Source organism: Chelatococcus asaccharovorans, assembly GCF_003201475.1.
GTDB lineage: Bacteria > Pseudomonadota > Alphaproteobacteria > Rhizobiales > Beijerinckiaceae > Chelatococcus > Chelatococcus asaccharovorans.
On record NZ_QJJK01000008.1, the window covers coordinates 138,108 to 150,923 of the forward strand.

Sequence of the window (12,816 nt, forward strand, 5' to 3'; positions counted from 1 at the left end):
GTCGGGACCGGCTTATGGGCCCGTTCGCCGAGGCCGATGCCGCGACGATTCGGCTGGCCTGTTCAGCGCCGTGACCGCAGCATCCAACCGAAGCTGATGAAGCCTATGCCCTGGAACAGCAGATCAAAAGCGAGGATCGCGCCGAGCAGGACGAGGCTGTTGCCGGGCCAGGCCGAATAGACCAGGACACCGACGAGGAGCGTGATGACACCCGTCGCGACGATCCAGCCCCAGCCGCTCTCCGGACGCGCGGCGAAACCGATCCAGATCCGGAAGATGCCAGCCACCACCAGCAGGACGGCAAGCAGCAATGTCAGCGCCGCGGACGCCAAGAGCGGATTATAGAAGGCAATGACGCCCGCGAAGGCGTAGAAGATGCCGCTGAGAAGCCAATAGAAGAAGCGCCCCCAGGTCTTGACCTGGAACGCATGGACGATCTCAACGATACCCCCGATCAGCATCATCGCGCCGATATAGAAGATCGTCGCAACCGTCGCGAGCAGGAGATTGGCAAGCGCGACGACGCCGAGGAGGATGAGCCCCACACCAAGCGCGACAAACCAGCCCCATTTACCACGCACTTCCTCTACGGCTGTACCAAGCGAGGAGGACGTTCCTGTTTGTCCGGCATGTGTCATAGATCGCCCCTGATGCGGAAATCACCATCATATTGCTGCACTATAACCTTTCGGTTGAACCAACGATACCACAGCCGGGCGAAATAGTCACCGGTCGCAGATTGCGCCACTCCAAGTCGTTTGGCGCGTAATGACGCGTGACAACTGCCGCCTCGCCATGTATCTGCCTGGCGTCATCATCCGATTCCCTCGCGGTTGAACGTTCAGACATGTCCAGGTTCCCTGGAAAGAACGCATGCTCATGCCTCCCATCTCCTGGCGCCCATCTCCTGGCGCCCGTCTCCTGGCGCCCGTCTCCTGGCGCCCGTCTTCGCGATCGAGGCGCGCGACGGCCCGCGGCGTCCCGATCGGCGTGTATCAACCAGATGGCTGCAACAGCCTTTGTATTCGAAGACAATGCGCCGGCTACCGGATGCGGCGCGTCGTTTAAAGTTACTTCAGTGCGTCTTATTACGCTGCGATAGCTCCAGTTACGCGATCCCGAGACGGCGCGATTTCGACCTGTGCGGCGGAACACAGGCGCGCCCGGTGGATAAGAGCATAATCCCGGGCGTCGAAAACTGGATCGGCCCGTGCGGTTTCTCAGTTTTGATGACGGAGTTAGACAATGTATACGCCGAAGGTCGTTCCGATCGCGGTGTCTTCGCAGCATATCGCTGAAGCTGAGGCGCGCTGCGCCCGACAACGGGCGTTTATCAGGGACCTGCAGGCCACCGGCCAGCCGACAAACACGGCCGAGACCATCTTGGCGAGCATGGAGGATTGCCTCGCCCGCATGCGCGAAGCTCTGGCACGGCCCATCTTGCGGAAGGCCTCCTGAGCTCGCCCGGGACCTCTCAGTCGCGCGGCGGGACGACTGGAGAGCGCCGATCACCGGACGACATTTCCACGGTTTCTACTTCTTGTCGAAAGGAAAGACGACCTTCCAGTCGCTCTTCATATCGACCACGGTCCAGCCGCGCCGGGGCGCTTCGTCGAGCGCCTTGTCGAGGCGGCCGACCGGCGACGCCCGGTCATAGGCCCATTCTCGCGCGGCATCCGTATGATGCACGATCAGCCCGAAGCGCGGCCCCGAATCGAGCGTGGTCCACTGCAGCATTTCAAGATCGCCATCGGAATTTCCGGCGGCAAAAAGAGGCCGGCGTCCGATGAAGCGGTTGATGCCGATCGGCTTGCCCGGTCCATCGTCGACGAACTCGACCGCCGCGAGCTTTTCGATGACCGGCTTGTCGGCCCCCAGCTTGAAGAGGGTCTTGCCGCTCGACCCGACGATCCGCTCCGGCGGAATGCCGTAGGCCGCGGGCACCCACGGACGCATGAACTCGATCCCCCCTCCCGAGACGATGAATGTCTTGAAGTCATTGGCCTTGAGGAAATCAAGCAGTTCCAGCATGGGCTGGTACACGAGCGCGGTATAGGGCTGGTTGAACCGGGGATGGCGGGCCGTGGCCAGCCATGTCCGGACGATCGCCTCGAATTCCGTCACCGTCATTCCCGAATGGGTCTGCGCTATGATCGCGAGGAGCCCCTTTTCGCCCAGGGCGGCGAGAGCGGCCCGGTCGCCTTCAACCACAGCCTTGAACGGCTGGCTATCGCGCAATGCCGGATTCGCCGTCGCCATTTCCTTCAGGCGATCCACGGCGAAGACGACCTGGACATACATGGGTTGCTCGGACCACAAGGTGCCGTCATTGTCGAAGGTCGCGACACGCTCCTCGACAGGCACGTAGTCAGCGCCCCCTTGGGTCGTCACGCGGCGCACGAAATCGAGGATCGCGGTCTTCGCCTTGCCGTCATTCCATGAGGGCAGAGGATCGGTCTGGGCCAAGGCCACCGATGCGTCGAATGGGCCAAGCGCCGGGGTGAGCGCCAGCAGAAGACCAAGGCCGAGCGCCGCGAGGCTGCGCCTGCTCCAGCTCCGGGCTGTCGTGCTCACGGTTTCGCCCTCCCCTCTCAATGGATCTCGACCCCACCTCTGCTCATGTCCGCGGAACCCGCCGCAGACAGCGAAAGCCGACATGGCTGGTCGATGTGTCGACCGGCTCGGCATGGCGCGCCGCGGGCCGATAGCGTCGGCAGTAGTTCGGGGCGCAGAGATGCGAGCCCCCCTTCAGCACCTTGCGGGGAATTACAATTTCTGGTTGCCGCGGATCATAGCTCGCGTCCTGCGTTCCGCCGCGTGGATTGACGGGCACGCAGCAGGCCTTCGGCGCATCGTCGGGGTGGCGGCTCGACCACCAGTCGGCGGTCCATTCCCAGACATTGCCGATCATGTCGTAGAGCCCGTAGCCGTTCGGTGGAAAGCTCCGGACCGGCGAGGTGCGTTCATAGCCGTCGGTGGCCAGATTCTCGAAAGGGAAGCGGCCTTGCCAGGTATTGGCCATCTGGCGTTCATCGGGATAGAGGTCGTCGCCCCAGGCAAACTCTGCCCCATCGAGGCCGCCGCGCGCCGCAAACTCCCATTCGGCCTCGGTGGGAAGTTCCTTGCCGACCCATTTCGCGTAGGCTTCCGCATCCCGATAGGCAACATGGACGACAGGATGATCATCCAGGCCCGCAATGGAACTGCCCGGACCGTAGGGCTTGCGCCAATTGGCCCTGAAGCGGAAGCTCCACCACTGGCTCCAGTCCTCGAGATCGACGGGATGGTCCGGGGGGGTGAAGACGAGCGAGCCGGCCTTCAGCATGGCGGGCAGCGCGCCGGGATAATCTTTCGGATCGGGGCGGATCTCAGCAAAGGTCACATAGCCCGTGGCCTCGACGAAGGCCCGAAACTGCGCATTGGTGACCGGCGTCTCATCCATGAAGAAGCCGTCGACCGTGACGGTGTGTTGAGGCTTCTCTTCCGCGTAGTGATGATCGGACCCCATGCGGAACGTCCCTCCCTCGATCCAGATCATCGGGGCGTCGCGCATCTCAGGCTTTCCCGTGGACCGTCGGGACGCGGGGGATCGCTTGCTCACAGCCTCACTCCCTGGAATGGCAGCGACATCGCTGGCATCGTCAGTTCCCTACACCGAATGGCAGGGCGACCAAAAGGTCCGACCGTTCCGTGCCGGCAATTCTTTGGCGCCCGCGTCGAATGGATTCGATCCTTGGCGATTGGCCGGCGGAGCCGCGCCTTCCGCCCGCCAGTTGCGACAGTTGAGCCTCGCGTTGTCAAGTCGCTTCTACAGTCTTTCCATGACCTGCGCGATGAAAATGCCGCCGGAACGCTGACATCGGTCGTATAGACGATGAGGGTGCCGTCCTCGATCTCCCGTCAGCGCTCGAACGGATGACGCCACGCAGGCCACCCTCCTGTCGAGAGGCGGGATCCGCGGAGCAATCCGTATGGTCCGGCGCCTGACACGGCACAGGTCCGCCATGCCGCTCTGCTTATTCGCAATTTCCGCCATATATTCGATCATTTTTATTTCGATTAAGAATATATATTACTATAATTCACGCAGCTATATTTTATTGACGACGGTCGAGTTCAAGACTACAAATTGAAACAGCTGGCTCAATTCGCCAGATCGAGAGTCTAAACTCGAATATGAGCTGATTGATCGCCACAAAATGGCATTCATCTTTTGGAGGTTCCGCAGTCAACCGCAGGGTGCTGGTCCAGATTTGCGCTCGGCTCGTCTTACCTTGATCAGCCTTGTCAAATCCAGACTTGTCAAATCTAAACTCGCCAGATCCAGCCTTGCCTTTGATCCCGTCTTGCCTTTGATCCCGTCTTGCACGCGTACGGGAGCGGTGAATCGACCGGCCGGTGTGCCATGGCGCGATCGATGCAACCTGACCCACGCGCTTCCGGTTGATGTTTGAAGTAAAGAGGCATGCCTATGCCGCAGACGGCACATACCGCATCATCTCCGAACGGCGAGACGGCGTCGCCGGCGGCTCTGGTGCCCTATCCGATTTCGGCCGCGTCGTCGCGCAAGTTTCGGCGCTTCCGACGGATGGCCGCGCCACGCGCCTTTTGCCAGCGCTTTTCATTGGTCGCGCCCCCTCCGCCGTTCCCGGAAAGCCCATTCAAGGGCGGATATCAAGTGGCCAAACTGCAAGCCGAATTCGCCCGATATAGCCATTGACGGCCGCGATCATATAGCACTAACACTACGCCGCCGAAGCGTGGCGCGACTTTTGCCAACCATCGTATGGGCCAGTCTGAAGTGGCCGCCTCTGCTTCATTTTGGCACCGATCCCCGGCCCAGTCCTCCAGCTGGGCCGGGGACAGGGCCAGATAGGACAGTGTTGTTCCTAAATGGGACCGTACAGCATCAACTCTACAATCCACCAGTATAGGTCGCCATCCCGGCGGCCGTCACACGCGTGATCATCGTCATACCCCCCCGGGAAAACAGCGCCGGAAATATTGCCGCATAGCGACAGCGGAGCCTGGGCTCTCGGTCCGATGGTAACACGATGCCACGGCGCAGTTTTTGGACATTTGTTCGCGCTGATATTTCCACTTTGCAACTTTCGCTTAACAATCGCCACCTAAGTTCTTAGTCGCCCTCCCCCCCCGAGGGCAGGCCCCGGTCGTTTTGACCTTTCCCCCCAAGATTGGTCATGCATGCGACCGGGGCCACAGCGCGGCGTGGCTGGAGCAAATCCGCCTTGGATTGTATCAACTTGGATTGAAGCAGCCGGTACGATCCAAGCCGGTGAATGGGCTCGTTCGTACCGAAGTGGAGCAAGTCCGCACAAGACGGACTTGCTCGCGACGTGCGGCGGCGGCGCAATCGCAGCGCGTCACGGCCCGCCCGCCGCGGCTTCGCCGTCGCTCACCATCCGAGGCCGGCAAGGGGGATTTCCAAACGTCAGCGGAACCGCCTTTCCCGCCGGAGACTTATGTCAACGCACGGTCAACGGCATGGGCTTGCTTGGATGGATGTCCTGGACAATAGGAATGGACAGCGGGATGGCGTCGCTACGGCCCCGCCGAAACTTCCGCTGGCAGAGCCGCCCGGATTGCCGACGGATCCGGTCGTCGTATGCCTCGTCATCCTGATCACACTCGCCCTCCTGACCGTCGCCTATGTCGCGGCGGACATCATCCTGCCGATTGTGCTCGCCTTTGTTCTGAAGCTTCTGTTTCAACCGGTCATGCGGCTTCTCGAGAAGCTCGGCGTGCCACGCAGCATCGCGGCGCTGCTTCTGATCCTGGCCGTCTTCGGCGCAATCGTCGGGGTCGGCGCCGCTGCCTCCGGCCCCGCCACGACCTGGGCCGGCAAGCTGCCGGAGGGGATCGCGCGCCTGCAGGAGCGTCTGCGCTTCCTCGATGAGCCGATCACCACCCTGCGGACATTCCTTCACCATGCGGATGGCATCGTTCAGGGCGGCGGTGGCGGCGGCAGCGGTGGCGGCGGCGCCGCCGGCACCGCGATCGCCGCCGTTCTGTTCAGCAGCACCACGCATTTTGCCGGGAGCTTCTTCGAGACGATCCTGATCCTGTTTTTCCTGCTCGTGTCGGGCAACACCTTCCTGAAGCGCACCGTGGAGATCCTTCCGACGTTCAGGGACAAGCGCCAGGCTGTCGAACTGTCGCAGCGGGTCGAGGAGAATATCTCCGCCTATCTCCTGACCATCACCATCATGAATGCCGCCGTCGGCTTGGCGACCGGAGCCGCGATGTGGGCCTGCGGCCTGGGCGACCCCTTGCTGTGGGGCGTCGTCGCCTTCCTTCTCAACTACGTTCCCATCATCGGACCCTTTTTCGGCGTCGGCCTCTTTCTGCTGGCCGGCCTGCTGACGCTGGACCCGATCTGGGCCGCGCTGCTTCCGGCTGCGCTTTATCTCGTGATCCATGTGATCGAGGGGGAACTCGTCACTCCGATGCTGCTCGCCAAGCGCTTTACCCTCAATCCCGTCCTGGTGATCATCTCGCTGATCTTCTGGTTCTGGATGTGGGGGGTACCGGGAGCCATTCTGGCAGTGCCTATGCTGGCAATCTTCAAGATCATCTGCGATGGCGTGCAGCCCCTCGCCGCCATCGGCCATTTTCTGACCGGGGACGAGTGACCCGGACAGGACCGATGACGCCGTCTGGCTCCGGTTCGGAGGCCCTGTCGGAACGCAGCGTAATCGAACAGCCTCCAGCAGGCTGGTGACAAGCGGAATTCGAACAGGCCGTGGCCATCCCCGGGGGCGATCCGTCGGGTTGGCCGGACTATGCCTGTCGGCGACACCTGCGACGACTGACTATCGATAGCTCCCAGGGCAAATCCGACTTGGATTGAATTCGCTTCTTCAATCCAAGTGCGTGAATTTGCTCGTCCATTTATGAGCGGAGCCAATCCGCTGCAGACAGACTTGCTCTAGGGTCAGGACCCATTAATCTGGTTGAAATGGTGTGAGGCCATTTGGCCGGATACAAGAAGCGGAGGTGAAGGAAGCCTTTCGGCTTTCGAGCGCTGCGCGACGCAGTTGCCGGCCAAATGGACCACATCCGAAGGACGCCGAAACGGCTGCGACCTGCGGCGTCGAGCCACTCGGCCGATGGAACCCCATCGACCTTCGCGTCTCTCCTGGCATCTCTTTGCCGTTTCAGGCGCCATTTCCATCATATTAATGGGTCCTGACCCTAGCTTGCCGCCGCGTGATCGGACAAGTCGATGTCGACGTGGATGCGATTGCGGCCGGCCATTTTTGCCGCGTAAAGCGCCTTGTCGGCGCGACCGAACAGGTCGGTCGGCGTGTCACCCGCGCGCCCTGCCGCGACACCGGCCGAGAAGCTGTAGCTGAAGTCGCTCCAGGCCGGAAGGGGCCGTGAGAGGCGCACGATAGCCAGCATGCGCTCGACGATCAGCGCGGCTTCCTCCACCGAGGTGGCGGGCATGACGAGAACAAATTCTTCACCGCCGAAACGGCCGAAACAATCGGAGCGCCGCACGCGTCCGATGATCCGCGCGGCCAGATCCCGCAGGATGATATCACCCGCCTGGTGACCGTATCGGTCGTTGATATACTTAAAATTGTCGAGGTCAAGCACAGCCACGCAGCCGTAAAGTCCGGTGTCGGGATCAGGCCGGCGCAACATATCCTCGATACGCGCCGTGGCGAACCGGCGGTTGGCGATGCCTGTCAGTTCATCGGTATAGGCGGCCTTGATGGCGAAATCCCGATCCTGGCGCAGGAGACGCTCGCCGGCGCGCAGGTCCGTGATATCGCTGGCAATACAGAGCATCCACCCATCGCCCTGCACGGTCTCGGTCATCCAGAGCCATCGCCCGTCCCACAGGTCCGTCTCGAACGCGCGAAAACCTGTCTTGCCACGGCGCGATTGTGTCGAAATGAGCCAGGCCTCGAAGTCATCCTGGCGAATCACGGTACCGCGCTGCGCATGGAAATTCCGGCGCATGAGCTGCGACCACAGGGGGGCCTCGTCCGGATCGAGAAAAAAGGCAGCGCGAAACGACCGGTTTGCATAACGCAGACGGTCAAACGCGTCATAGAGCGCGATGAGAACCGGCGCATTTTCATAGAGTTGAAACAGCTTGGCTGCCGTATCGGTCATAGCGCCACGTTACAGTCCAGCCGGACGATAGCTTGCCGGATGTCGCCCCACCCCGTTTCCAGGTCTTGTCCGCCTCGCGTGATGGATCCCGTTGCTCGCAACACCGTGCCTCGACTCGAAACAAGAGCGCAACTACGCCCGCTACGTTATTAAGTTACCAAATATCAGGGCCGCTCGCAATAAAACGCATCGCCGCTGATATATAAATAAATATCAACAATATTGCGCAAATTACCAAGAAATAATGTCTGAAATTTCTCAATTATAAGAATTGATTCCAAAGGAGATCATTTGATGGCAAAATTCCTCGAAAATCTCGGCGATAGCCTGGGCGGCTTCGCACAATCGGCTTACGATGGAATAGGCGATGGATTAAAGGCCGGCATGAGCCTTTGGGGCTCCGGCATGGCGAAGTTCCTGGAATTCGATGGTTGGCTTTTGCAAAAAGCTGCGGACGGAATCATCTGGTCTGCTTCGACCGTCTGGGACCTGGCGACCGGGGGCTTGGTCTTGCGTTTTCTGGAGAGCGATGAGACCGCCGGAAACGCGGCACCTGCCGCAGGGCTCGACGCACCGGCAACGTCCGGGCCCGTAACCGTCGTCAACGAAGCACAACCCGGCTCCCATGACCGGGTGAATGACGACGCTGTTCTTCTCGTCGGATTGCCCGAGCCGATGCCAGCGATAGACTGGCATCCGGCTTAGGCATACGGGGCACGGGCGGGCTTACCAGCCCACCCTGCCATCAGCGCCGGAATGTGGCGTCGGTCCAGTCCAGGAGGCCGGCCAGAAAGGCGGTGGCCATTGGCATGAAGTGGCTGCCGTTGTGATAGAACGGATCCAAGGTCGTCACGATGAGCCGTCCCTTGCCACCGCCCACACCCGGATGGTCGTAGAGCAGCGTACCGTCCGGGCCTCCACCCATCTCCGGCGCGATCGTGACGAGCGGCACGGCGCCGGCCGGCGGGTGAAGCAAGCCGTGGAAATGCCAGACGACCGCGCGCTGCGGCAGGTAGCGGAAAACATCGTGATCGGGGTTCGGGATGCGATGGCCGGGGTCCGTTCCCTTGTCGAGCCACCACCAGAAATTGGTGGGTTTGAACGTCCATTCGACACCAGGCAGCCACGTATGCGCCTGGTTTTCCCCCAGAACAATCAGCGTGCCGCCCTGGTTGAGATAATGCAGGAACAGCCGTCTCTTGGCGCGCAGGACGGTGGGGCTGATCCGGTCAGCAACCATGACGGCCGTGAAATCGTCGAGGTCCCCCTCGGCCAGGTCCGGCGCATAGAAAGCCCGGTCGAAACGTCCGCGAAACCGCTCCGCGTGAATGGTTTCGTGGTGGTAGTAGCAGCCGCCTTCGACAACCGCGAGGCTCATCGCCCGATCTCCCCCTTGGCGAACTCCCCCTTGGCGATCCAGTCGAACAACTGAGGCACCATGCGCTCCGCGCTGTTGCCGGCGTCTGTATAACTCCAGAGGTCGGCGCCGGCATGCACCAGAAGGCGCCCGCCAACGCCGGGGGCGACCTCGAAATCCACGGGGTAGCGCCCCCGTCCGAGCGTGTTGATGACGCGAGCCCCAGCCGGTGGCGGATTGGCGCCCCGGCCATAGAAGCCCGCGACACCGCGCCGCCAGGTCAGATGGCGCGGGTCCACGCCGGCCCAGACCGGATGGTCTGAAGCGCGCGCGACCTCAAGATCATCCACCGTGTAGCCCGGGATGGCCTGGTAGGGCGCGAGTTCATCCAGGAAGGGATAGGCGACATGGCCGCAGAAAACGATCGTGCCCCCGCCTTGCAGGAAAGTCTCCAGCTGGGATTTGCGCGCCAGGAGATAGCGCTGGTCGGCGTGAAGACCGATCAGCAGGCCGCGATAGGCCCCGAGGTCGACGTCACCCAGTTCGTAAAGCGGGACGACGTCGAGCCGGGAGCCGAGATCGACGCTCTTCATGAGGAGGTTGACGCCACCCTCGGTCTGTTCACAATCCAGCAGCAAGGCGTCGATCATCGTTGCCTCACTTCTGGGTGAAGGCGATCGGTGCGACGAGGTCGGCCTTGATGTCGATCTTCTTCTTCATCATGCCGGCTTCCACCATGAAGTCCTGGTCTGCCGCGAGATTGGCCACGTCCGCGTCACTCATCTTGAGCGTGAAATCGTACCAGGCATTCATCCGGCGGGCGTCTTCCAGCGAGATCTTCTGTTCGGCGGCGGCGAGCTTCAGCGCCTCCTCGGGCTCCTCGGCCATGAAGGCAAGGGCCTTGCGGTGGGCGGCGAGATAGGCCTCCACGAGATCGGGATGGTTCTTCAGGAAGGCGCCGTTCACGCCGATGACGGTCGTCGGATCGAACAGGCCCTTGCCGTTCGCGATCACATGGCCGCCGGCCTGCTCGACGGCGAGCGCATTGTTCCCGGCCAGGGTCGCCGCATCGACCTTGCCTGCGAGCAGCGCCGCGCGGGCCGCGCCGAGATCCATGTTGATGTAGTTGATGTCGGCGAGCGTCATGCCGTTCTTGATGAGCGCCGCGGCCAGAAGCTGGTGGAGCGCCGTGCCCTTCGGGCCTGCCACGGTCTTGCCCTTGAGGTCCGTGACCTTCTGAGGCCCGCCCTTCGTCGCAAGGATGGCATAGGCCTCCGGGTTGCGGCTATAGGCGGCGATCACCTGGACATCGGCCCCGTTGGTCTTGCCCAGGATGGCCGAGGAGCCACCGAGCACGCTGGCGATGTCGATCTCGCCCGCGGCGATGGCCTGCACCTGCTGGGCACCGGAGGTGATCTCCGGCGACTCCACCTTGATGCCGTAAGGCGCGAAGGCCTCGTCCAGATAGCCCTTCGCCCGCATGACGATGGACGGCACGTTGAACGGCGACGCGACATAGGTGATGCGGACGGTCTTCGGCTTCTCGGCAGCAAGTACACCGGTGATGCTGCCGGCGGTCAGCGAAAGGGCGCCGACGAACGCCAGCGCGGTGGTGACGAGGCGACGGCGGGTATGATGGATCACGGGACGGTCTCCTGTTGGAATACGCGTTGGTCTGACGAGGGATGTCTGGTGGCAGCCTGGCTGGGATCGCCGGCGAGGTCATCGAGGATGGCGCGGCGCAGCGTTACGAGCGCCTGATCGGTGGCATCGCGCGGTCGGGCGAGCGGCACCGGCCGGCGTCCGATGATGCGGCCCCCATCCATATGGACAACCTGATCGGCGAGAAGGACGGCCTCTTCGACGTCATGGGTGACGAAGACGACCGTTGGCCGGCGTGCCAGCCAGATATCGGTGAGTTCGGCCTGCAGCCCCCGCCGCGTGAACGCATCGAGCGCAGCGAAGGGCTCGTCGAGGAGCAGGAGGTCCGGTTCGAGCACGAGCGCGCGGGCAAGCCCGACGCGGCTCGCCATGCCGCCGGACAACTGGTCGGGATAGGCATCGCGGAAGTCGGTGAGGCCGACCAGCGCAAGGGCCGCCGCGACACGGGACGCTATCTCGGCCTTGGCGACCTTGCCGACGAGACCGAAGCCGGCATTGCCCGCCACGCTGAGCCACGGCATGAGCCGCGGTTCCTGGAACACGCAGCCGATTGTGGGGCGATGCCCGTCGGCATGGCGGATGTCGCCCGTCGTCGGCGCCACAAGGCCGGCCAGCAGGCGCAACAAAGTCGATTTGCCACAACCCGAGCGCCCGACGACAACCGTAAAGCTACCCGGCGCCAACATGAGATCGACATCGGCCAATGCCACCACGTCGCGGTCACTGACCTTGTAGTGCTTGCTGAGCCCGCGCACCTCAAGCATGGGTGATCTCGGTGCGCTCGCGGAGCCAGGGCGCCGTGCGCGCGATCAGCCGCCGCATGCCGAAATCGGCGAGGAGCCCAAGCCCGCCGATGACAAAAATGCCGACGATAATGATGTCCGTGCGTGCCAGTTGCTCGGCATCGACGATCATGTAGCCGAGGCCGGCCGCTGACGCGACGAGTTCGGCGCCGACGAGCGCGCGCCACCCCTGCCCGAGAGCTATGCGCAAGCCGATGACGATCGCGGGCAAGGCTGCCGGCAGCACGATGCGGCGCAGGATCGACCCGCGCGACAAGGCGCAGGCGCGTCCCACCTCGACCAGTTTCGGGTCGCATTGGGCGATACCGCCGAGCGCGCCAAGGAAGATCGGGAAGAAGCAGGCGAGCACGATGATGCCGATCTTCTGCGTCTCGCCGATACCGAGCCACAGAATGAGCAGCGGCATCATGGCGAGCGGCGGGATCTGGCGGAGAAACTCGAGAACCGGCTCGAACGCCCGTTGCGCGGCGGGCGAAATACCAAAAAGGAAGGCAAGCGGCAAGGCCAGCGCCGTCGCTATCAGATATCCCGCAACGATGCGCACGATGCTGACCGCGACATGCGCGGCGAGCGTCCCGTCACCCACAAGCTCCCAACCCGTGAGGAGAACGGTCTGCGGCGTCGGCAGGAGAAAGCCCGAGACAAGCCCTCGGGCGGAAGCCTGCCACCAGGCAACCGCAAACGCAGCGATAACGCAGGTGGCGCCGAAACGCTTGGAGAACCGGGAAATGGCCATTGTTGTGTACGAAGCAGCAGCGAGGCGAAGCGACATCCTTCGCCCATCACAGAGGTGATGTAGGCGCTGTCATAGTGGTCCCTGTTCGCCCAGGCAACAAAAACCAACAC

General features: G+C 62.5%; 11 protein-coding genes. 2 read left to right on the forward strand and 9 right to left on the reverse strand.

Annotated elements, in window-relative coordinates:
• Positions 1 to 62: 62 nt before the first annotated feature.
• The 3 genes from C7450_RS19545 to C7450_RS19560 form a co-directional block, all read right to left on the reverse strand.
• Complete coding sequence (locus C7450_RS19545) at positions 63 to 638, reverse strand: HdeD family acid-resistance protein (protein WP_110376129.1); 576 nt, start codon at positions 636 to 638, stop codon at positions 63 to 65.
• Positions 639 to 1,533: 895 nt separating this feature from the next.
• The gene (locus C7450_RS19555) at positions 1,534 to 2,574 is read right to left on the reverse strand and encodes an HAD family hydrolase (RefSeq protein ID WP_425351236.1); all 1,041 of its coding nucleotides are present in this window, start codon (positions 2,572 to 2,574) and stop codon (positions 1,534 to 1,536) included.
• Positions 2,575 to 2,617: 43 nt separating this feature from the next.
• Positions 2,618 to 3,553: a formylglycine-generating enzyme family protein gene (locus C7450_RS19560; protein ID WP_110376132.1), complete on the reverse strand. Its 936-nt coding sequence runs from the start codon at positions 3,551 to 3,553 to the stop codon at positions 2,618 to 2,620.
• Between the two features lie 2,050 nt (positions 3,554 to 5,603).
• Between C7450_RS19560 and C7450_RS19570 the strand changes: the two genes are divergently transcribed.
• Entirely contained in the window at positions 5,604 to 6,653 is a 1,050-nt protein-coding gene (locus C7450_RS19570; protein WP_245449954.1) for an AI-2E family transporter, read from the forward strand.
• Between the two features lie 562 nt (positions 6,654 to 7,215).
• On the opposite strand, the gene C7450_RS19575 is transcribed toward C7450_RS19570, so the two are convergent.
• Positions 7,216 to 8,148: a GGDEF domain-containing protein gene (locus C7450_RS19575; RefSeq protein WP_110376135.1), complete on the reverse strand. Its 933-nt coding sequence runs from the start codon at positions 8,146 to 8,148 to the stop codon at positions 7,216 to 7,218.
• Between the two features lie 294 nt (positions 8,149 to 8,442).
• Between C7450_RS19575 and C7450_RS19580 the strand changes: the two genes are divergently transcribed.
• A complete protein-coding gene (locus tag C7450_RS19580) occupies positions 8,443 to 8,853 on the forward strand; it encodes a hypothetical protein (RefSeq protein ID WP_110376136.1) in 411 nt (136 codons plus the stop codon).
• Positions 8,854 to 8,893: 40 nt separating this feature from the next.
• Here C7450_RS19580 and C7450_RS19585 read toward each other — a convergent pair whose 3' ends face one another.
• The 5 genes from C7450_RS19585 to C7450_RS19605 are packed head-to-tail and all read right to left on the reverse strand — an operon-like array spanning position 8,894 to position 12,706.
• A complete protein-coding gene (locus C7450_RS19585) occupies positions 8,894 to 9,526 on the reverse strand; it encodes a hypothetical protein (protein ID WP_110376137.1) in 633 nt (210 codons plus the stop codon).
• Positions 9,523 to 10,155 (reverse strand): hypothetical protein, encoded by a 633-nt coding sequence (locus tag C7450_RS19590; RefSeq protein WP_110376138.1) that lies wholly within the window; start codon positions 10,153 to 10,155, stop codon positions 9,523 to 9,525. Before C7450_RS19590 ends, C7450_RS19585 begins: the two co-directional genes overlap by 4 nt.
• A gap of 7 nt (positions 10,156 to 10,162) precedes the next feature.
• Positions 10,163 to 11,149, reverse strand: a complete 987-nt coding sequence (locus C7450_RS19595; protein WP_110376139.1) for an ABC transporter substrate-binding protein — start codon at positions 11,147 to 11,149, stop codon at positions 10,163 to 10,165.
• The gene (locus C7450_RS19600) at positions 11,146 to 11,931 is read right to left on the reverse strand and encodes an ABC transporter ATP-binding protein (protein WP_110376140.1); all 786 of its coding nucleotides are present in this window, start codon (positions 11,929 to 11,931) and stop codon (positions 11,146 to 11,148) included. Before C7450_RS19600 ends, C7450_RS19595 begins: the two co-directional genes overlap by 4 nt.
• Positions 11,924 to 12,706: an ABC transporter permease gene (locus tag C7450_RS19605; protein WP_110376141.1), complete on the reverse strand. Its 783-nt coding sequence runs from the start codon at positions 12,704 to 12,706 to the stop codon at positions 11,924 to 11,926. The genes C7450_RS19600 and C7450_RS19605 overlap by 8 nt, the downstream gene beginning before the upstream one ends.
• Between the last annotated feature and the right edge of the window lie 110 nt (positions 12,707 to 12,816).

Excerpts from the sequence above, each read along its gene's own strand:
- C7450_RS19545 (WP_110376129.1), bottom strand. The coding sequence starts at position 638 with ATGACACATGCCGGACAAACAGGAACGTCCTCCTCGCTTGGTACAGCC.
- C7450_RS19560 (WP_110376132.1), bottom strand. The coding sequence starts at position 3,553 with ATGCGCGACGCCCCGATGATCTGGATCGAGGGAGGGACGTTCCGCATG.
- C7450_RS19585 (WP_110376137.1), bottom strand. The coding sequence starts at position 9,526 with ATGAGCCTCGCGGTTGTCGAAGGCGGCTGCTACTACCACCACGAAACC.
- C7450_RS19590 (WP_110376138.1), bottom strand. The coding sequence starts at position 10,155 with ATGATCGACGCCTTGCTGCTGGATTGTGAACAGACCGAGGGTGGCGTC.
- C7450_RS19580 (WP_110376136.1), top strand. The coding sequence starts at position 8,443 with ATGGCAAAATTCCTCGAAAATCTCGGCGATAGCCTGGGCGGCTTCGCA.
- C7450_RS19575 (WP_110376135.1), bottom strand. The coding sequence starts at position 8,148 with ATGACCGATACGGCAGCCAAGCTGTTTCAACTCTATGAAAATGCGCCG.
- C7450_RS19600 (WP_110376140.1), bottom strand. The coding sequence starts at position 11,931 with ATGCTTGAGGTGCGCGGGCTCAGCAAGCACTACAAGGTCAGTGACCGC.
- C7450_RS19605 (WP_110376141.1), bottom strand. The coding sequence starts at position 12,706 with ATGGCCATTTCCCGGTTCTCCAAGCGTTTCGGCGCCACCTGCGTTATC.